Annotated in this window: 20 protein-coding genes; 1 reads left to right on the top strand and 19 read right to left on the bottom strand. The window is 49.6% G+C overall.

Annotation, left to right across the window (positions count from 1 at the left end):
- Positions 1-8: 8 nt before the first annotated feature.
- The 16 genes from LN737_RS22045 to LN737_RS21970 all read right to left on the bottom strand — a co-directional run bounded on the left by LN737_RS22045 (position 9) and on the right by LN737_RS21970 (position 14769).
- Complete coding sequence (locus tag LN737_RS22045; RefSeq protein WP_405511978.1) at positions 9-1049, bottom strand: beta-ketoacyl synthase; 1041 nt, start codon at positions 1047-1049, stop codon at positions 9-11.
- 65 nt (positions 1050-1114) lie between these two features.
- On the bottom strand, positions 1115-1279 hold the full coding sequence (locus LN737_RS22040; RefSeq protein ID WP_405511977.1) for a beta-ketoacyl synthase N-terminal-like domain-containing protein: 165 nt from the start codon (positions 1277-1279) through the stop codon (positions 1115-1117).
- Positions 1272-1718, bottom strand: a complete 447-nt coding sequence (locus LN737_RS22035) for a 3-hydroxyacyl-ACP dehydratase FabZ family protein (protein WP_405511976.1) — start codon at positions 1716-1718, stop codon at positions 1272-1274. Before LN737_RS22035 ends, LN737_RS22040 begins: the two co-directional genes overlap by 8 nt.
- Positions 1719-1783: 65 nt before the next feature.
- On the bottom strand, positions 1784-2578 hold the full coding sequence (locus tag LN737_RS22030) for an SDR family oxidoreductase (RefSeq protein WP_405511975.1): 795 nt from the start codon (positions 2576-2578) through the stop codon (positions 1784-1786).
- The gene (locus tag LN737_RS22025; protein ID WP_405511974.1) at positions 2575-3645 is read right to left on the bottom strand and encodes a type III polyketide synthase; all 1071 of its coding nucleotides are present in this window, start codon (positions 3643-3645) and stop codon (positions 2575-2577) included. The genes LN737_RS22030 and LN737_RS22025 overlap by 4 nt, the downstream gene beginning before the upstream one ends.
- Positions 3618-4337 carry a methyltransferase domain-containing protein gene (locus LN737_RS22020; RefSeq protein ID WP_405511973.1) on the bottom strand — a complete coding sequence of 240 codons (720 nt, stop codon included), beginning with the start codon at positions 4335-4337 and terminating at the stop codon, positions 3618-3620. The genes LN737_RS22025 and LN737_RS22020 overlap by 28 nt, the downstream gene beginning before the upstream one ends.
- A 44-nt stretch (positions 4338-4381) precedes the next feature.
- The gene (locus LN737_RS22015; RefSeq protein ID WP_405511972.1) at positions 4382-5587 is read right to left on the bottom strand and encodes an NAD(P)/FAD-dependent oxidoreductase; all 1206 of its coding nucleotides are present in this window, start codon (positions 5585-5587) and stop codon (positions 4382-4384) included.
- Between the two features lie 87 nt (positions 5588-5674).
- Positions 5675-6871, bottom strand: a complete 1197-nt coding sequence (locus tag LN737_RS22010) for a sensor histidine kinase (protein ID WP_405511971.1) — start codon at positions 6869-6871, stop codon at positions 5675-5677.
- A gap of 148 nt (positions 6872-7019) precedes the next feature.
- Complete coding sequence (locus LN737_RS22005; protein ID WP_405511970.1) at positions 7020-7451, bottom strand: hypothetical protein; 432 nt, start codon at positions 7449-7451, stop codon at positions 7020-7022.
- 89 nt (positions 7452-7540) lie between these two features.
- Entirely contained in the window at positions 7541-8332 is a 792-nt protein-coding gene (locus tag LN737_RS22000) for a sugar isomerase domain-containing protein (RefSeq protein ID WP_405511969.1), read from the bottom strand.
- 21 nt (positions 8333-8353) lie between these two features.
- A complete protein-coding gene (locus LN737_RS21995) occupies positions 8354-9349 on the bottom strand; it encodes an ROK family protein (protein ID WP_405511968.1) in 996 nt (331 codons plus the stop codon).
- 128 nt (positions 9350-9477) lie between these two features.
- Positions 9478-10413, bottom strand: a complete 936-nt coding sequence (locus LN737_RS21990; RefSeq protein ID WP_405511967.1) for a sodium:proton antiporter — start codon at positions 10411-10413, stop codon at positions 9478-9480.
- Positions 10414-10424: 11 nt separating this feature from the next.
- Positions 10425-10709, bottom strand: coding sequence for a hypothetical protein (locus LN737_RS21985; protein WP_405511966.1), 285 nt, complete (start codon positions 10707-10709; stop codon positions 10425-10427).
- A gap of 98 nt (positions 10710-10807) precedes the next feature.
- The gene (locus LN737_RS21980) at positions 10808-11695 is read right to left on the bottom strand and encodes a YitT family protein (protein ID WP_405511965.1); all 888 of its coding nucleotides are present in this window, start codon (positions 11693-11695) and stop codon (positions 10808-10810) included.
- Positions 11696-11880: 185 nt separating this feature from the next.
- Positions 11881-14175: an RND family transporter gene (locus LN737_RS21975; protein ID WP_405511964.1), complete on the bottom strand. Its 2295-nt coding sequence runs from the start codon at positions 14173-14175 to the stop codon at positions 11881-11883.
- Between the two features lie 141 nt (positions 14176-14316).
- Positions 14317-14769 carry a hypothetical protein gene (locus LN737_RS21970; protein WP_405511963.1) on the bottom strand — a complete coding sequence of 151 codons (453 nt, stop codon included), beginning with the start codon at positions 14767-14769 and terminating at the stop codon, positions 14317-14319.
- Between the two features lie 167 nt (positions 14770-14936).
- Here LN737_RS21970 and LN737_RS21965 point away from each other — a divergent pair, with 167 nt between their 5' ends.
- Positions 14937-16184, top strand: coding sequence for a DegT/DnrJ/EryC1/StrS aminotransferase family protein (locus LN737_RS21965; protein ID WP_405511962.1), 1248 nt, complete (start codon positions 14937-14939; stop codon positions 16182-16184).
- 54 nt (positions 16185-16238) lie between these two features.
- On the opposite strand, the gene LN737_RS21960 is transcribed toward LN737_RS21965, so the two are convergent.
- From LN737_RS21960 to LN737_RS21950, 3 genes are all read right to left on the bottom strand, one after another.
- Positions 16239-17402 (bottom strand): DNA-binding transcriptional regulator, encoded by a 1164-nt coding sequence (locus LN737_RS21960; RefSeq protein ID WP_405511961.1) that lies wholly within the window; start codon positions 17400-17402, stop codon positions 16239-16241.
- A gap of 89 nt (positions 17403-17491) precedes the next feature.
- Positions 17492-18748 (bottom strand): MFS transporter, encoded by a 1257-nt coding sequence (locus LN737_RS21955; protein ID WP_405511960.1) that lies wholly within the window; start codon positions 18746-18748, stop codon positions 17492-17494.
- A gap of 33 nt (positions 18749-18781) precedes the next feature.
- Positions 18782-19627 carry an ROK family protein gene (locus tag LN737_RS21950; RefSeq protein WP_405511959.1) on the bottom strand — a complete coding sequence of 282 codons (846 nt, stop codon included), beginning with the start codon at positions 19625-19627 and terminating at the stop codon, positions 18782-18784.
- Positions 19628-19654 lie beyond the last annotated feature (27 nt).

Here is a 19654-nt window from a genome sequence, read left to right as displayed (position 1 = left end):
AAGCCGCGCTAGAGTTGGTATTTTTTTAAAAGTACACATGCATTCACATCCCCAAAGCCAAAGTTAGCTTTTGCGATAACATTGATATCTTTACGAATAACCTGCTGTGGAATGTTTGCGGGGTCAATAAGGGCACTGATGTCGGGATGCGGATTGTCGCAGTTGATGGATGGATAAATAAACCCTTCATACAGCTCTAGTACGGCCGCTATGCATTCAACGCTTCCGGCTGCACTCAGACAATGCCCTACCATTGACTTCAGCGAGTTAATGTACGGAAAATTAGAACCGGATCGCTGCAACGCGTTCACCCAGCCTTTCACTTCGTCGGGATCTTTCGTGGTAGCTGTCAGATGGCCATCTATGACGTCGATTTCATCAGCCTGAATGCCTGCCTGTTGCAGCGCTTTCTGAATACATCGTTGTACGGCACTAGCATTTGGTGCAGTCATGGACCCACCTCCTCGCTGCCCGCCGGAGTTGACGTGACCGCCCAGAATTTCGGCATAAATAGGGGCATTACGTTCCAGCGCACTTTCCAGCGACTCCAGCACAAGGGCTCCGGCTCCACTGCCCGGTACAAAGCCGCTGGCTGTTGCACTCAACGGGCGGGACGCCTGCTCCGGCGACTGATTGTACTGATAAGGCAACACGCGCATGGCATCGAATCCTCCCCAGATATAAGGTCCATGATCGTTGCAGCTACCCGCCAGCATTCGTTTCGCAGTGCCCGCCACAATGCGGTCGTAGGCGAGCAAAAGGGCTTCGGTTCCGGTAGCGCAGGCCGACGAGTTCGCGGTCGTCTGGTTGCCGCACCCCAGCATACCACCCAAATAGGCACACACGCCACTGACCATGGTTTGTACCACAGCGGTGCTTCCTAATCGCCTGACCTGACCCTGATCGATCTTATAGATGGATTCCCGAACTTTATCGACGCCCAGCATGCCCGTACCGAACACAATGCCACTATCCCAGTCAGGCTCTTCCTGGGCAATTGGCAGACCGGCGTTTTGCCAGGCTTCCATGCCCGCAATGACGCCGTACACAACACCGCTGCTGTTGAGCTGATGGAGTTGTAACTCACTAAAATACTGGTGTTTAATGGCATATGTTACGGGGGGATACCCCCAATCTGGCAGGAAAATTTCAGATCGGCCAACTCCTGGTGAAACGTAATGCCGCTACGTCCTGCCTGAATAGCCGATGAAAATTCAGCCACGCCGACAGCATTTGGGGCCGCTACGCCCATACCCGTTACAACCACTCGATTACGCATGTGCTTTAGCTTTCATCATTCCTGCAATGGTACCTCGACAAACCAGTTCAGCCCGGCTATTTACCATCTCGACCTTGCATTTCAATTTATTGAACCGAAAATATTCTTTTGTGGAACGTACTGTTACGGTTTCACCCGGAAAAACAGGTTTATAAAAATCGATCTGCGTCGACGTCATGGCGATTTCCAGGTTGTCGGTCGGTGATTCTGTTGTCAGAAAAATACCCAGACAGACAACACCTATCTGAGCCATTACTTCTGTCAGAATCGCTCCCGGTGTGACCGGATTTCCGAAGAAGTGCCCTTCATAAAAATACGAATCTTCGGGAAAGGTATAGCTGCCTTCAGCGCCATTCTGATCGATAGTATGTAATGTATCGACGAACAGGAATGGTTTGCGATAGGGTAGTTGTTGAAGAATATACTCGAAGTTCGACACGTATACAACTGCTTTAGATCACGGGTTAACAACGCCTAAGCGTGAATGATGGACGATGCCTCCTTTTACTGAAGATGTTCTCCGCCGTTTACCGGAATTACAGCCCCATTAATCCAGGCGGCTTCATCCTTGCAGAGCAAATAAGCCACGTTGGCTACGTCGTTGGGCGTGGTTAGCCGGGAAAATGGATTTCGTTGCTGACTGTGTTTCAACAACGTATCGGAACCGGGAATCAGGCGCATCGACGCTGTATCGGTGACGCCCGCCATCAAACAGTTGGTCCGAATACCGAACGGGGCCAGCTCCAGCGCCATGCTTCGCGAAAGGGATTCCAGGGTTGCTTTGGCCGCTGACACGGCGGCATAGTTGCGCCATGCCCTAATGCTGCCTTCGCTTGTGAAGCTGATAATGCGGGCATCCGCTGCAAACAACGATGCATTCAGTACGTCTTTGGCCCAATCGTATAAACTAATCGCCATGGCGCCAATCGTTAATTGAAAATCATCGTGCTGAAGGGTAGCCTGACTGTCAGAAACCATAGGTTTTAAGTTGCCCTTAGCAATGCTGTGAACTAGGGTTCTGATTCGGCCAGCTGGCTGCAATGATTCCTGTAAATCGCTGATAACGTACTGTCGCTTTTCGGCATTCGTAGCGTCAATATTAAACGACTTTACCTGAATCCCTTCATTTTCCATAGCCCGAAAAACCTGTTCAACTTCAGGCAGATCGGCTTTTCGGGTACGATGCACGATACTGATATTCATGCCATGATGTGCCAGCTTTTTCGCCGTGGCTAACCCTAAGCCGGAACTTCCGCCCAGAATGAGCGCCCAATAGTTTTTACCTTGAAATTCGTTCACCACTGTAATAGAACGCGTTGCGCTGAAAACCCGGGGCCAAAACTAAGCATGAGTCCGTAGCTGTCTTTTTCAGGTTTTTTGTCCATGAATCGTTCCAGTACGTAAAGAACCGTAGCGCTCGACATGTTGCCGTACAGCCGTAGTACTTCTTTGGTATCGTCAATGTTTTTACCCAGTTTTCCGAAAAGCTCCTGAACAACTTCCACAATTTTACGTCCGCCAGGGTGAAAAATCAGGTGGGAAATATCCTCAATAGCCAGGTGGTTCTTTTCCAGAAATGGATTAACGATGGCCGGAAAGTGAGCGGCAATCGTATCCGTAACGGTTTTGTCCAGAATCATCTGTAAGCCACTGTTAGCCAAGCTAAACCCCATCATGTGAATCGCGTCGTAGAAATGGTACATTTCTTCCGCAACGATTTCCGGGCCATCATCGTCGTCATGCGAAGACATCAGTACGCAGGCGGCTCCGTCGCCAAAAATAGCCGCACTGACAATATTAGCCATGGAATAATCGTCCATCTGAAACGTAGCCGTTGGCGATTCAACTGCCAGCAAAGCCGCCCGTTTGCCGGGGTTCGCCTTGAGGAAATTTTTGGCGTAGATGATTCCCGAAACGCCTGCCACACAGCCCATTTCCGTAACCGGCAGCCGCACTACGTCCTGTTTCATCTGCAGTTTATTGATTAAATAAGCATCCAGTGACGGAATCATAATGCCTGTGCAGCTTACCGTAATCAGGTAATCGATGTCGGTCGGTAGCCAGCCTACTTTGGCCAGCGCATTAGTAAGGGCTGTTTCGCCTAGCTTGATCGATTCCCGGATGTATATCGCGTTTTTTTCTTCGAACGAGGTTTGCGTAAAAACCTCAGTGGGAGTCATGATGGAATACCGCTTATCGACAGCCGCATTTTCAAAAATCTTCCTGACTTTCCGCTTAAAACGCGTTTCCTGCCCATCCAGCCAGGTATCCAGAAAAGGAAGAATATCTTTTGTTTCACGCCAGTAAGGGGGTAATGCTTTTGCAGATGCCGTTATTTTTACACACATAGGTTTTGGATAATCCATTGATAGCGAAAAGCCCACCGCCAGTTGATCTGATACGTTTTTAGCTGTAACTGGTGCGAAAACGCTTCCAGATCCCGCTTCTTAAATCCGCGGAGAATGGAGATCAGTCCGTCTTCTTTTGACAGCTTGTTCAGTCGAAAAACAAAGCAAATGAGCTGGAAAAGCCGATAGGCCAGGGCGCTACGATGCAGGTCGTTAATAACAACGCCAAGCCTGGCTTTGTTGGTCAGCAGTCGCATCAAATCCAGGATTTCCTGATCGGCAAAGTGGTGCAGCGTTAATGTGCATAGGGCAATATCGTAGTCCATAGCCATAAACTCATCCTCAAATACATTCATTACGGCATAGGATATGGCTGGATACGCGGCTGACAGCGATCGGGCATGCTGAATGGTATAGTTATTTGCGTCGACCCCTAAAATACTAAAGCTTAGACCTTTACGTTTGCCAAGCTCGGCCACCGCCCGGCACATATCGCCATTTCCACAACCGATGTCAAGTATGGTGATGACCTTCTCCTTCGGACAACTGTCCAGTAACTTGTTGATACCGTCCAGCGTAATTTGATTGCCGCCTAACCACCGATTAATTGCCGCGATTTTGTCCAGTGCATCGCCCAATTCATCGCCCTCCAGCGAAAAATCATCTAAAAACTCTTCCTGCGTTGTACGATGCGTTGTATTCAAAGCCATAGGCGATACGTAAGAATCCAAATCTAATCAAGTCTATCAATACGCTATCGTGCCACTAGTGGATTTCCATGGGTTTGTTTGATTATCAGGGGTAATGCGCTGGGTATTGCCTGTAAACTCCCAAACAGAGCGGCCGATAAAGCGGTGTTTTGCAGCATCGCCTGAATGATTCTGCCTGTGGTCAGGCGTTTTTTAAATTCATGATTCCAGGCCGCAGTGTACTGCTTTTCTAAATCAGGTCGGCTGGCGATGTTGCCCCGAAAAAACTGAATGAGCAATTCGGAAGCGAGCTTTGCGCTGTGAATAGCCATAGCCATACCATTGCCACAAAGCGGATGGATAACCCCGGCTGTGTCACCACACATTAACACATGCTGTTCGACCGGCTCTTTCCTGGCAAACGAAATCTGGCTGATCGTCAGCGGCTTCTCAAAGAGCGGGACTGCTTTTGAAAAGAAATCATTCAAAAACGGATTTCTACACAAAACGTGCTGTTGAAACGCCATTATATTTTTATGCTTTTTAAAGCTGTTGTAATTGACCAGGTAACAGGCATTCACCACGTTGCTCTCTACCTGACACAAGCCACAGTAACCTCCTTCAAAATTGTGCAGAGAGACCAGTTCATCCGGAAAATCGGCCTGGTAATGGGCTTTTACGCCTATCCAGGGCGACTCTTTGGTGATAAACTCACGGTGCAACTGCCTATCCAGCACAGAGCGTTTGCCATACGCGCCAATAACGACTCTGGACCTATACGTTTGTCCATCGGACGTGGTTGCGTTGAACCCATCATTTTGGAACTGTACGTCAATGACCTGATCCTGAAAGACACGAACCCCGGCCAGTGTGGCTTTCTGATACAGGAAATGATCAAACGTATGGCGACTAAGGCCGAACCCGCCCAGCGGTAACTCACTCTCAACCGTTTTTCCGGAAACGGTGCTGAATAAAAACCGGTGTAGGCGGGAAGGACGTAGCGGATCAACATCGACACCGAGTTGCTGCAGATAAGGGAGGACTTCATTCGATACGTACTCTCCGCATACCTTATGCTGCGGGTACGTATATTTTTCGATAAGAATTACCCGGATGTCGTGCTGAGCGAGGTGAATACCGGCTATCAGACCTGCCAACCCACCACCAATGATTAGTACGTCAGTGTCATAACTCATTGGCGATAGCTGTTGTCGGAGTTGTGGATGCGTATGGCCGATTACCCGCAGGCTGGCGTATGGTGCATACAACAAGTAGATTAGCCAACATGTTTCGGCCTGACCAGATAGCGGGATCCAGTAGGCAATCTACGAAAAAACCAATTGAAGAATGGTAGCGGTTTAGCTATGCGCTACACGGCCTTCTGTCCGGGTCGATGGAGACGTTGTTCGGTCGGTTTGCGTCAGGAGCGGAACTTTGACAATGAAATTGCCATCACTTTCGCCTACCCAAACCGGCTGGTCGGTAAGCAGGGCGTAGCGCGTAATGATGTTTTGCAGCCCAACACCCGTAGAGTTTTCGGATTGAGGGCGTGGATGCAGATTATTCTGGACAACGAGGCATTCGTCTTCCAGATAAATATAAACCTGCAGAGGGTCACGGGTCGACATGCGATTGTGTTTCACTGCATTTTCGACCAGCAACTGGATGGTCAATGGCGCAATGCTGAACTGGACCTGATCGGATTCCGATACGTCGATAAACACGTCGAATTTGTTTTCGAAGCGGATGTTCAGCAAAAAGCGGTAAGCCTGAATAAATTCCAGTTCGGTTTTTAGCAGTACGCGTTCGTTGTCTTTCTGTTCCAGAATGTAGCGGTAAGCGCGGGATAACTGATCGATGAACTTTTCGGACAATTCCGAATCGACATGCACCAGAGAGGATAAAATGCTCAAGCTATTGAACAGAAAATGCGGGTTGACCTGGCTTTTAAGCGCGGCAAACTGCGCTTGTATATTTTCTTTCTCCAGCCGCTCTGCTCGTAGCTGTACATCTTCCAACCGGCGATAGGCACGGCGGTTGGCCGACAGATAAAACGCTGACAGCATGGCCATTACGGTCAATGCGTTATTAGTACGTCGACGGCGTTCACGGGCGCGTTGTCGTTCTTCAGGCGTTCGGGTTGGCGTTGGCGTCTGTGCTTTCAACTGATGAGGCTCTGGCTCGTGGTAGTAGCCGAAGCGTTGCTCAATAGCATCATCCAGACTATGCCATAAGACAGCAAAAGCACTGTTGAACGATACGGCTAAAGCGCTGGCGATAACCAACGTAGCAACCTGAGCGGGAATTTTGAATTCGATTAAAAAGCCTTCACCAAACCGATGGAAAAAATGCTGCTGTAGCCATTCCGTTACGGTAATCCAGGCATAAAAGAACAGAACGGTGATGAGGGTTTCGAGTACCCAGAATGGCATCTGCCGTACCGAAAAAAACCAGCTAAACGTGGCTCCGTTGGCATATAACCGAATTGGCCAGTAAACCACGAATACGCTTAGGGCGAGCTGCCATTTCTGCGAATTCGTCAGACGGTAGGGCATAGTACGGTTGGTTTATAAACAAAGCTACATATTCCCCTGATTCAGCAAAAAAGAAACCGGCGGAATGCCGGTTTCGGGAGCGCGAATGACGTGATTCTGTTTATGAACGGAAGGTATAAAGTCAATTCAGGTTCATAAACGTCATCTGTTAATTCAGAAGTTGAATCACAGCCTCCGGTTTAGTATCCGATGAACTCGTTCCTGGGTACGGACGTACTTCACTAAGCACGACGCGATAGCTGATGCCACCCAGCTGAACGGTCGTTGTGTCTTTATCTTTTACACCCTTTCCGCAATCGCCCAGGCATAAGCTGCCAGTTTGGTTGTTACTGCCTTTTTCGATGATGAACTGGACATTGGCACTGCCATATCGAATGCAGACCGCATTGGCCGGGCAGCGGCTATCCTGAATACTGGTTGCCTTTACCGTTACGTCCTGCCCAAGGCGGGCCGATTGATTGGCTTTTAAGGTGACTGGTGAATTGGTTTGAGGTTCTGCCGTATTGTTGTTTGACTGACATCCAATGACTACTGATCCGCCAATGAGCAGGGCCAGAGCCATTAATTTATTTGTATGCATGGTGTATAAAAAAGAATGGTTTGACCCTAATGACCCTGCACACAAATTGATGGTTGGAATGCCAGCGAAATTTTGTCGGAAGTAGCAACTTACTCCCGATCTTTTTCACCAACTCGCTCGTAGAGCCTGGCTAGCCGGTGGGCATGTTCATCGTAGGCGCTTTCAAATAATGTTACGGCTCGTTCAGCACCCACTACGTTAGCTGCTGACAGAACTTTAGGGGGCTGACCAGCTTCGGTGAGTAGCCGCGCCACTTCGGCTTTTACGCAGTTGACCAGAATGGCCCCGCCCACGGTTGAGCCGGGAGCGACGGGTGTATCCAGCCCCGGAACGGTAATCATCGCGTCGCCGACAGGAGCGCCAGTATCCAGCACAAGATTGGCAAAGTCACTTAGTTTTTTACCATCGCTACGTTTGCTGGTGCTTTTTTCGGCATGTTGCCTGGATATCAGGGCGACTACCTTTATGCCGTGTTGCTGACAGATTTCGGCCATTTCGATAGGAACTATATTGCAACCGCTCGACGAAATGATTAGGGCTGAATCCTGCTCCGAGAGGTCGTAATTTCGCAGGATGCGGGCGGCTAACCCTGATACGTTTTCCAGAAACATGGCCTGCCGTTGTCCGTTGGCACCCACCACCAGGTTATGAAAGGAGAGCGATAACTCGACTATGGGATTGAAACCCGGAAATGAACCGTAGCGTGGCCACATTTCCTCGACCATAATGCGGCTGTGCCCGCTTCCGAAAAGATGCACCATACGACCCGCCAGAATGGTTTGACTGAACCAATGAGCAGCCTGTAAAATGGCGGGTTCCTGTTGCTCGATGGTTGCCAGAATGGCCTGTGTACGTTCAAGATATTGACTCGTTAAGCTCATGGTTTTTTGATTCTGTCGACACTAGTACTTTTTTTGATGCGCGTATAAAACGGGACGTAGCGGGCTGGTCAGTAAATCGTCGGAAAATACTGACTCCGGAATTTGCTGATCCTTAATCATTCCAGAAAGCTGCGGCTCCGATGGCACCGGCCCAATCTTCAAAATGCGCTTTGCAGAGGGTTGTTTTTTTTCGGCCGGACGCCACTCAAACAAGTCGATATAAGTTTGCAGCGGATCGAAGAGGGCGTCGTTCGCCTGTGTAATGCCGCCCCCGAGAATAATCAGTTCGGGAGAGAACGCATTGGCAATGGAAGCCAGCGCGACGGCCAACCGATGAATCGATTTTAGCCAGACTAATGTAGCGATGGGCTCACCTTTTCGATACCCATCAACGAGTTCATAAGTTGTCTGATAACGCCCATACGACCGTCGGCTCACAGTTACGTTGCCAATGGCATCTTCCAGGCTTCCCGGCATCTGGGTTACGTCGGTGTTTTCGTTGTCGGCATCCACGCTGATGTGTCCGAGATGACCTGCCATCTGGAAAAAGCCTTGATACAACTGACCATTTATCAATAAGCCGCCCCCTACACCTGTGCCCAGAGTTAGCATGGCAACATTGGTGGCCGTTTTGGCTGCGCCTAACCGGGCTTCGGCCATCAGCGCTGCGTGGGCGTCGTTCAGTACCCGAACGGGCTCGCCCAGATAATCGGCCCACCGCAATCCTTCCAGCCCCTGCAAGCGTCCGGGCATACAGGCAATGGCTGTATTGTCGACCGTTGGCAGGCCGGGGGCGGCTAACCCAATCCCTCGTATCGGTTCCGTTGTCATGGCTTTCAGGTGTTGTACAGTCTGAGCCACTACAACTTTCCAGTTGCTGTTTTCGCCGTCGTCAGTCGGGGTGATATTTTTTTGCAGAATCTTGCCGGTACTCAGATCGAGCAATACACCTTTGATACGTGTACCACCCAAGTCAATACCAATGGCCAGATGTGATGGGGTTTTGTTGTTACTCACAGGTCAAGAAGTCATAGGCTGCGAAAATAGAAGAAAGTCAGACGGTATAGAAATATTCGTAGAAAAACTGCTGGACAGATGCGCCAAAGCGACCTCTGTTGTATAAAAGCCACTTGGGGATATTAGAATCACACTCGCCTTCTGAACCGCCGATCCAGCCGATTCATAACCGGGGTTGATAAAACACCGTGAATAAAAACGGAGATCAGTATGGTCAGTCCAGTTAACGCCCAGATACGTTGCGGACTCATAAATGAGGTCTCATGCAGCGCGAAAGCGATATAAAACAACGAACCGATTCCCCGAATTCCGAAGCTCGCAATTACCCAGCGTTTCAGCCCGCGAACACCCGTACCGGCCAGGGTCAGCCAACCGCCCAGAGGGCGAATAACAAAGACAAGCAGTACAGCCAGAACAACGTCGGGCCAGGTGAGTGATTCCAGCAGGCCACTGGCAATAGCCCCACCAAACAGGAGCAACAGCAAAGCGATAAGCAGCCGCTCGATCTGGTCCGAAAAGGCGTGCATGTAGGTATGGTATTCGTGAGTACGTTCGTGATTACGCACAGTGATGGCCGCTACAAATACGGCCAGGAATCCGTAGCCATGTGCCAATTCGGTCAGGCCGAAGCTGATTAACGTAACAGCCAGTGCCACAAAGCCATAAGCCGTTGTTTTGATACTGATACGTTGTGGCAGTTCAAAAATTAGATAAGACAGGAGCCGCCCCGATAGCCAGCCTACCAGAACACCGACGCCAACCCGATACAGCAAATCGTAGAGAAACCAGTGGGTAAGTGAAGCGGATAACGAAAATGTGGGCTGTGCGACGGCGATGGCCAGATAAACAAATGGGAACGCCATGCCATCGTTCAAACCAGCTTCGGCGGTCAGAGCGAACCGGACTACGTCTTCCTGGCCCTCGTTGGGGTCGCCAACCTGTACGTCGCCCGCCAGAACGGGGTCAGTGGGGGCTAGTCCAGCCGCCAGCAGCAGAGCTGTAGGCAGGTTCCAGTCGGCTAATCCCCAGGCAAGAAGGGTAAAGACCAATATCGTGACGACCATGGTGAGCCAGATTAGCCGAAAAGGTAATCGCCAGCCCCGCCAGGTAAATCGCTGGTCTTCAGCCCCGTACCCGTCAGCGCTACGATGACGCAGAGTTCCGTCAGTCGCGTTGCAAGAACAGGATTGTGAAGCGGTAAAGGGTCTGGAAACGGAATAGGTAATTTGTAGAGCAACCACCCACCCAGTATAAAGAGAATTGGATAAGAAACGGCGTAGTCTTTTAGGAAAGAGGGCAGCCAGGCCACGGCGAGGATGGCAATTGCAAGAATGACCAGCCAGAGATTATAAGACATCATAACATGGTGAGCAGTAAAAGATAGCCCTCCGCTGTTCTCATTTATCGTTTTCAACAATGAGAACAGCGGAGGTTAATTAGCTGACGGTAAATAATTGGTTAATGTAATGGCCGCCCCTTCACCATTCCCCCTTTGGCATCGTCGATACCGTGATTGACAATAAAGGCGTGGTTGTCGATCCGATCGATCCGATCTTTCAGCCGAGTCAGTTCCAGCCGGGTAACCACCGTGTACAGAACGTTCGTGTCCTGCTTCCGGTGGCCTCGTTTGCCATACCCTTTTTCGCCTTTAAGTACCGTAACACCCCGCCCCAGTTCTTCAGTAATCATCTGGCGGATAGCTTCATGATGATCAGATACGATAATGATGGATGTGTATTCCTCAATTCCATGAAGCAGAAAGTCGATGGTCTTGGAGGCTGCCAGATAAGTCAGCATCGCGTAAAGGGCCGTTTCTACGTTAAGCAGCAATGCCGCTGATCCGAAAACCAGTACGTTGATGAGCATGATCACGTCGCCTACGGTGAGGGGAGATCGGCGACTGAGCCAGATAGCCAGCACTTCGGTTCCGTCCAGCACTCCTCCTCCCCGAATGGCTAGACCGATACCGGCACCCAGAAAGAAACCACCAAAAACCGAAATCAGGAGTTTATCCGTCGTCACGAGTGGATACGGCACCAGCAGCAGGCAAACAGCTAATAAACTAATCGCTATAATGGTTCTGAAGGCGAATCCTTTAGAAATCTGACGGTAGCCCATCCAGATAAAGGGAATGTTGACGAGAATCACCAGGATTGACAGTTCAATACCGGTTGTAATTTCCAGGAGGAGCGAGATGCCCATGGCTCCGCCATCCAGAAAATTGTTGGGCAGTAAAAATCCTTTCAGACCCATACCCGCGCATAGTACGCCTGCCGTCAGGAAGCTCATATCCTTCAGCCAGCGTAATCGGGTTTGTGGAGAATCAAGAGTAAGTTGAGAGATCATGACAAAAAGAGTGAGGTTGGATGTTAGGATGAAAGCCAAGCCACGATCACAGGAATCATAGCCTGGATATCACACTGAAAACCAGGTCAATTTGTTTCGCAGTAAAATAACGGATCAGGCACCGCGGTAGGCGGCACCTGATGAGTTCTGACCAGACGTGACAATCGTTGATAGCCGACAGATTGTCAGACACGATACCGTTTTAAGGTCAGTAGAAGAGCAGGCAACAAAACCAGATTCGTCAGGCAGGCCATAAGCACAGTTGTGGCGACAAGAACGCCCAGGGCGGCTGTACCACCAAAGCTCGAACCAGCAAAAACCCCAAAACCACCTGCCAGAATCAAGGCTGTATAAATCAGGCTGATTCCGGTTTCCTGAATTGCCTTTGTGATCGCAACCGGAGGCTCAAAGCCAAGCTGAAGCTGACGGCGGTAGCTGGTCAGAAAATAAACCGTACCATCCGACGACAGGCCAAAGGCAATGCTGAAAATCAGGATCGTTGACGGTTTAAAGGCAATACCGGTGTATCCCATAATGCCAGCCGTCACAACCAACGGTATCAGACAGGGCAGTTTGGACAGCAGGATGATCGGGATGGAGCGAAACAACAACATACCAACCAATGCAATCAGGAGAATGGCAATCAGCAGACTCTCGTACAGATTGCCCAGCAAGTAGTCGTTGCTCTGGAGAAATACCAGACTGTAACCCGTCAGGCTGACTTTATAGGGTGTACCTGCAAAGAGCGAATCCAGCCGGGGGCGCAGCTTACCCATTACGGTCTGTAACTTAACCGAGCCAATATCAGCCATCTGATAACTGACCCGTGTAACCTGCCGGGTTGTGTCCAGAAACGAGTTGACCATCGGCGTACGGCTTCCAGCCAGGGGCGCATCGCCCGCCAGCTTTTTCAGTTCCATCGCGGGCGGCAGTACGTAATAGCGCGGATCGCCCCCCCGATACATCTGGTACGCAAAGCGAATCGCATCGACCAATGAGCTGGGTTTTGAAAACTCCGGATACTGCGCCATAATCCTTTCCATGGCCCGAACCTTGTACAAAGCCCGACCAGCTTCCGAAAATACACCGTTGGGCTGCCCCGTATCAATCATCACTTCCAGCGGAAGAGCGCCTTTAAACTCTTTTTCGATAAATCGCAGGTCTGTATATACCGGATCATTTTTGGGCAAGTCGTCCACAACGTAGCCTTCCACCCGAATCAGAAAAAGCCCAACTGAACTGATCAGCGTAATGAGGGCAACCGTTCCGTAAATCAGTCCGCGACGATGATGTACCCAGTAATTGATGCGATTTAGCAACCCCTGCCACTTACTGCCTCGAAGCGTTTGTAAGTGCTTATCCTTGGGCGCCGGTAAATAGCTCAACAGAATAGGTACCATGAGCAGGCAAATGACGTAAACGATCATGATGCAGATGGCCGCTACAACCCCAAATTCGACCAGCAGCCGACTATTGGTGAAGTAAAAGACACCGAATCCGATGGCCGTTGTTACGTTCGCCAGTAGAGCCGATACGCCAATCTGTTTGATCATCGTCTCCAGCGCCTGTTGTTTATTACCGTGGCTGGCCAGTTCTTCATGGTATTTGTTGACTAGAAAAACGCAGTTGGGTACGCCAATAACAATCAGCAAAGGCGGAAGCAGGCCCGTCAGCAGGGTAATCTCATAGCCAAAAAGGGCCAGCGTACCGAGTGCTGAACAAACGCCCATGATGACCACTAGCATGGAGATCCAGACCACCCGACCCGAACGGAACAAGAGCCAGACAATCAGACCCGTTACGGCAGCTGCCAGGCCCATAAAGAGTTTCATTTCACCGGCTACTTTCTTCATGACCTCGGTTCGGATGGAGGGCATCCCTGAGTAATGAAGTTCAAGCCCATTTTTCCGGGCAAATTCCTGCCCATAACTCCGTATGGTATTGACTACGCTTATCCGCTCTTTCGAATTGAGTTTCTTCTCATCGAACGAAATCGCCATGAGAGTTGCTTTTGAGGTCGGGTTAAAAAGTAGTCCTTCGTAGAAAGGTAGTGCGAGCACTTTCTGCTTCATACTGTCGACTTCTGCCTGTGTTGTGGGTCGCTGCCCGCCCAGGGGCTTGATTGTCCAGGACGCTTCCTGTCGTTCCAGTGTAAAAAGCCGGGTAGTCGATAACACCTGTTTTACGCCGGCTACCTTGCCAACCCGGTCGGTCATATCGTACCAGTCCTGATAAACGGGCAGGTCGAACCAGCGATCACTCTGCCAGCCGATAACCATCAGCGTACCATCAGCACCAAACCGCTGCTTGAAGCGTTCGTATTGAATTTGCGTTGAATCCGACAGCGGCAGTACCCGCGCCAGCTGATAGGATAACTGAATGCCTGTGCCAAAATAGGCCATCACGCCAGTTAATACGACTAAAATACTCAACCAGAAAATTCGGTACGAAAGAATAGCGCGGGCTATAGTAGACCACATACACAAGAAATTTAAAAAGCAGAAATTGTTAGGTCGGTCAGTTTAAGGATACCGCTTCACAACGATTAGTCTCTTTGACTTATCAGAACAACGTACTCGCGATGAGCAATTGATAAGCGAACAGTGAAAATTAACACGGTCTCATGGCGCATTAATGGCGATCTGATGCTCAAATATCAGGTGAAGTAACCCGAAAATAAAGTGCGATTCCTTTAAGGGAACGGATAAACTGGCTCGCCAGATTTTAGGAACGTAACAGCGGCTATTGGTAAGGAAGCCCGCTAAAGAATTAAAAACAAAACCGGGTGAAGAATAGACTAGGGCAGCGTGGGCGTGAACATTCGCAGTGGATGAATAATCGGACTCGTCGGACTGTTCGCAGAGAGAAAGGCTGGAAACGTAGGTCTGATGTTCGGTTATGAGCTTCGTCAGGGTTGCCCGATCAGGCACAGATACCAGCAGCCAGACTGCCAGTAACCCACTCAGCCATGACGCTTCCTGCCGAACATTTGAACGATTCTTCCCCATAACAACCCGTAAAGTACGCTTATTTTCCCGGTTAAGCCAACTTGATTGTTCGTAGAGTGGAGTCATCTAAACGGGTTTTGTGAATTATTCGCATGGGCAGTGTCAAAAGCGGAATCCCGTTAATCAATTCTGAACAGCTAGTAGATTTGATGGATTTGCGGATTTCGATAGTCTGAACGCCAGCTGATAACGTATTAGAAAAAGACATGCTGGTTTTCTGAACGTAAAAACGAATGAGTAAAGCAACTACGGCCGAGCGATTAGCCATTCATGGTGGCGAACAGGTAGTGAAAGGAAGCTTTCCCTGGCCAATCTTCGATGAACAGGACGTACAGGCTGTAGCAGACGTAGTGCGGAGTGGTCAGTGGGGCAACCCCGATTGTGGGGATGCTATAGCGGCTTTCGAACGGCAGTTCGCTGACTATTGCGGGAGCAGGTACGCTGTTAGCTGCGTCAATGGGTCCGTATCCCTCCGGCTGGCGCTGATTGCCTGTGGGGTACGGCCCGGCGATGAAGTAATCGTACCACCGTATACGTTCATTGCTACCGCATCGATTGTGCTGGAAGCGAATTGCGTACCCGTTTTTGTGGATATTGACCCGGATACCTACAACCTTGACCCAACGAAACTGGAAGCCGCCATTACGGAGCGCACCCGAGTCATTATTCCGGTTCATTTTGCCGGTTTAGCCTGTAATATGGACGCTATCCTGAGCGTAGCCCGAGGGCATAATCTGCGGGTGATTGAAGATGCTGCTCATGCGCATGGTGGCGAATACAGGGGAAAAAAACTGGGTTCGATTGGCGATGCAGGGAGTTTTAGTTTTCAGTCGTCGAAGAACCTGACCAGTGGCGAAGGAGGTATTGTGATCACGAATGACGAAGGGCTTTATCAGACAATGAATTCGCTACGTAACGTAGGCCGGATGCCAGGCGGCCAATGGTACGATCATTTTAATCCTGGCTGTAATTACCGGATTACCCAATTACAGGCCGTTTTGTTAACAGAGCAATTAAAACGACTCGATGAGCAAACGTATACCCGTAATGAAAATGGTCTTTACCTCGATCAGTTGTTGGCTGATATTGATGGCATTACGCCCTTAAGCCGGGGGAACGTAGCGATTCGGCATTGTTACCATCTCTATATTTTCCGGTACGATAAAGCCAAATTCGGAGACATACCCAAAAAAGAGTTTGTGTCCATGCTGTCAGCCGAGGGCGTTCCCTGTTCGACGGGCTATCCGCATCCGTTGTATAAACAGCCGCTTTTTCAGCAGAAAAACTGGATGTGCTACGCTATTTCCGACTACGTAGACTATACGGCTGTCCACTGCGCAGTGGCTGAACGCGCCTGCACCGACGAAGCTGTCTGGATCTTTCAGCACGCCATGCTCGGCACTCGCCACGATATGGAATCCTTCGCCGAAGCGATTCGCAAGATTCAGAGGATATTAAAGAGCGAAAGAGTGAATGAGTGAAAGAGCGAAAAGCTGACGCAGATACATTCGCTCATTCACTCTTTCGCTCTTTAATTATTTTCCCGCCAGGTATCGATGTCGGTATTCAAGGGGTGTGCAGCCTTTGACCTGCTTAAATTGGCGGGCAATGTTTTTGGTGTCGTTAAGGCCAAGATCCAGGCCAATTTCAAATACGGTTAAGTCGGTCTCCAGAAGTTTTTGACAGAATTTCTCCATCCGCAGATTCTGAATGTACTTGTAAATCGGATACCCAACCACCTGCTGAAACCGCATCTCCAGCGAACGTCTTGACAAGGGAACCTGCCTCACAACCTCATCGACCTGAAGATTTTTATCGATATTCTGGTGGATAAACTTTAACGACGAAGCGATGTACTCGTCGTGCGTAGCGTAAATGTCGGTGGACTGGCGAGTGATCACCTGCATCGGCTCAACGACGATGTCGTAAAAATTGGTTATCTCCTTACGTATCAGTTGGTCCAGCAGGCGAGCGGCATCATAGCCACCTTTTTCGACGTCCTGCACAATGCTGGAAAGGGGAGGGTCCGACAATTCGCAGAGCATCTCATCATTATCGACACCCAACACAGCCACTGCTTCGGGAATTCGTATTCCTGTATGCCGACAGGCTTCGGTGATGTGCTGGCCCATCCGATCATCGCAGGTCAGGATGGCAACCGGTTTCGGTAACGACGATAGCCACTTGCTGAGCGAGCTGGGTTTATAATACCAGAGGTCGCTGGAGCTGTATTCTTCATGCTCAAAATACTGAACGGTATACCCTGAACGTGACACCCGTTCGTCGAACCCCTCTGCCCGTTCCCGCGACCAGACGATGTGTTTAAACCCGTAAAACGCGAACTGCCGGAAGCCTTTTTTCAGGAAATAATCAGCCGCCATAGCTCCGGTTGCGCGGTGTGCGCCCGTAATATTCGGAATCTCCGTAAACCGTTCCTTAAAGTCCTGGGCGATAACGGGAATGCCCGCCTGAACGATCTTCTCCACGCTGCTGTCGTTGTAGAGCTGACCGATAATACCGTCGGCCTCCCAATCGCGGGCCCAGTTCAGAATGCCATCGACACCCAGCGTTTCCCGATGAAAAAGGGGCATCTGACAGAATACCCAGGGACCATATTCGCGGGCGTATTTCGTGATTCCCTTTAACAGACTTCGGCTGTATTCCTCCGCAAAATCGATGAGCAGGATGATTTTGTGCATAGGAGATTTTTAAATGATTGAATGATAGAATTGTTGAGTGATTGAATTTCAGGTTCAGTTTTAAGCCAATCATTCAACAATTCTATCATTCAATCATTTGCCACAAATAATTCCTTTACTTTTTTAATCGTGGCATTATTCACCAGCGGTTTGGCCCAGAGGCCGATGCTGAAGATATAGCCTAACGTAATGAGTAGCAGGAGCATTGCCCAGCGCAGGCCGACCAGTTCGGCAAGGCCCCCGATCAGGAGGGGTACTAATGCTCCGCCGACAATGCCTGTGCACAAGATACCGGAAAATGTACCATGATGGTGCGGAACGGAATTGAGCCCAAGTGAGAGAATGATGGACCACATCACAGAGGCAAAAAAACCAGTACCCGGTAGCGCATACAATGCCCATTCTTTCGGGCCAAATAAGCCTGTCAACAAGCAACCAACGGCGCCAATGGTAAATAGCATCAGCACTCGACGGCTATCCGCAATTTTCAGCAAAACAAGTCCCAGCATACAGCCAACAGTCATTAGCCCCCAGAAATAAGCCACCACAGTAGCGCCTGTAGTGGCAGGATCAACACCGTGATAAAGCTGCAGGAACTTGGAAATCCAGTTGGCAATGCCCTGCTCTGTGCCCACATACGCGAAAATTCCTGCGAAATAAAGCAGTACGGTTTTGTTACGTAGTAATTCCCTGAAAGCACTTCCAACTTCCATTCGCTCGTCATCTTTTAACGTAACAACCGGAAAATGGATCAGGGCAACCACAACAATCATCAGAAGGGTGGTTGCGGCAAAGACCCAGTAAAGCGATACCCACTCCAAATGAAGCGGCACCAGTTTATTAAGCAAACGTATCGGGAATGACGTATCGCGGGTATGAATCGTCTGAACAAAGTAGCTGTAAAGCAGTGGACTAAAAAAGGAAGCGGCTCCCGAAAAAAGCTGGGCAAGTACCGAATTGAACGCGAAATGTTCTTCGCCACCAGCTACCCGCAGCAGTGGATTGATGGCCACCTGCAACATGGCCATGCCAACGCCAATCGAAAACAGAGAAATTAGCGCAATCGTAAACGTAGGGAAAAGTGCGAAACAGAGAGCGCCTATAAATGCCAGGAGAAACGCGCCAATCAGTACGGGTTTTTCCCGATAACGCTCAATAAGCAGCCCCGACGGTATAGAAGCGCTATAAGCCACAAAAAACGCGAAAGGCAGAAAGCCCGCCAATCCAATACTCAGCCCGAAACTATCGACCAGATCAGGGATAATGGGGCCAAGAATATTGGTTAGAAACGATATGACAAAAAAGATGAGCATGATCAGCCCCACAATCAGTACATTACGTTTCATAAGCGTATTGCTATCAGGATGGTCCGACGAAAATTACTTAATTTTGATAGGTTGTTGTGCCAGCGATGCGGCTCCCAATAAGGCAATGTTTTCGTTTTGCGACTGGAAAATCTTCAGACGACGTAACGTAACAGGATAGGCAAAATCAGCCATCGTTTCCAGCATAGATGCTTTAAAAAATGGATATGCTTTGGCAATGGAGCCGCCCAGCACAATAACTTCGGGGTCGTACGTATAAAGTACAGCTTTAACGGCATTGCCGAAATGCTTCCCAAATTCTGTCCAGAGCGCCAACGCCTGTTTCGCTCCCAGTTGGGCCGCCTGATGGGTTTCTAACGCCGTTGTTCCGTGAATAGCCTCAAAAAAATGAGTAGAGGCATACGATTCAATATTCTTGTCGAGGTATGGCAGCAGGCCAATTTCGCCCGCTCCACAGTTACTGCCCGCGTATAGCTGATTGTCGATAATCACGCCCGATCCGAGACCCGTTCCGATGGCCATACCCACAATCGATCGATACCCTTTTCCCATCCCAAATCGGTGTTCGCCAAGCGCAAAGCAATTCACATCATTGTTGATGAAAACCGGAAGCCCAAACTCGCTCTCCAGAATGTCACGTAGCGCCACTTCCTCCCACGACGGAATATTGGCGACATTATACACAATCCCCCGCTCAATATCCACTACCGAAGGAACGCCAATCCCAATCCCGCTCACTGAATCACTGGTCAGTGGTTTGATCAACGCAATTAGTTGAGATAACGTAGCCGAAAGTGATTCTTTTTCTTGTAAAACCCGGTTTAACTGATGGGTAATGCGTTCATTCTCCACAAGTCCAACCCGCACATTAGTACCGCCTAAGTCAACTCCGATTGTCATATAAAAATTGGTTAAATAAAAACTTCC

This window comes from Spirosoma sp. KNUC1025, assembly GCF_045160025.1.
Classification (GTDB): Bacteria; Bacteroidota; Bacteroidia; order Cytophagales; family Spirosomataceae; genus Spirosoma.
The sequence above is the reverse complement of the archived record's forward strand: the minus strand, read 5'-3'. Positions and strand labels throughout refer to the sequence as shown.

Coding starts and splice junctions, on each gene's coding strand:
- LN737_RS22040 (WP_405511977.1), bottom strand. CDS start 1,279: ATGCGTAATCGAGTGGTTGTAACGGGTATGGGCGTAGCGGCCCCAAAT.
- LN737_RS22025 (WP_405511974.1), bottom strand. CDS start 3,645: ATGGATTATCCAAAACCTATGTGTGTAAAAATAACGGCATCTGCAAAA.
- LN737_RS22020 (WP_405511973.1), bottom strand. CDS start 4,337: ATGGCTTTGAATACAACGCATCGTACAACGCAGGAAGAGTTTTTAGAT.
- LN737_RS22010 (WP_405511971.1), bottom strand. CDS start 6,871: ATGCCCTACCGTCTGACGAATTCGCAGAAATGGCAGCTCGCCCTAAGC.
- LN737_RS22005 (WP_405511970.1), bottom strand. CDS start 7,451: ATGCATACAAATAAATTAATGGCTCTGGCCCTGCTCATTGGCGGATCA.
- LN737_RS22000 (WP_405511969.1), bottom strand. CDS start 8,332: ATGAGCTTAACGAGTCAATATCTTGAACGTACACAGGCCATTCTGGCA.
- LN737_RS21990 (WP_405511967.1), bottom strand. CDS start 10,413: ATGGTCGTCACGATATTGGTCTTTACCCTTCTTGCCTGGGGATTAGCC.
- LN737_RS21985 (WP_405511966.1), bottom strand. CDS start 10,709: ATGATGTCTTATAATCTCTGGCTGGTCATTCTTGCAATTGCCATCCTC.
- LN737_RS21980 (WP_405511965.1), bottom strand. CDS start 11,695: ATGATCTCTCAACTTACTCTTGATTCTCCACAAACCCGATTACGCTGG.
- LN737_RS21975 (WP_405511964.1), bottom strand. CDS start 14,175: ATGTGGTCTACTATAGCCCGCGCTATTCTTTCGTACCGAATTTTCTGG.
- LN737_RS21970 (WP_405511963.1), bottom strand. CDS start 14,769: ATGACTCCACTCTACGAACAATCAAGTTGGCTTAACCGGGAAAATAAG.
- LN737_RS21965 (WP_405511962.1), top strand. CDS start 14,937: ATGAGTAAAGCAACTACGGCCGAGCGATTAGCCATTCATGGTGGCGAA.
- LN737_RS21960 (WP_405511961.1), bottom strand. CDS start 17,402: ATGCACAAAATCATCCTGCTCATCGATTTTGCGGAGGAATACAGCCGA.
- LN737_RS21955 (WP_405511960.1), bottom strand. CDS start 18,748: ATGAAACGTAATGTACTGATTGTGGGGCTGATCATGCTCATCTTTTTT.
- LN737_RS21950 (WP_405511959.1), bottom strand. CDS start 19,627: ATGACAATCGGAGTTGACTTAGGCGGTACTAATGTGCGGGTTGGACTT.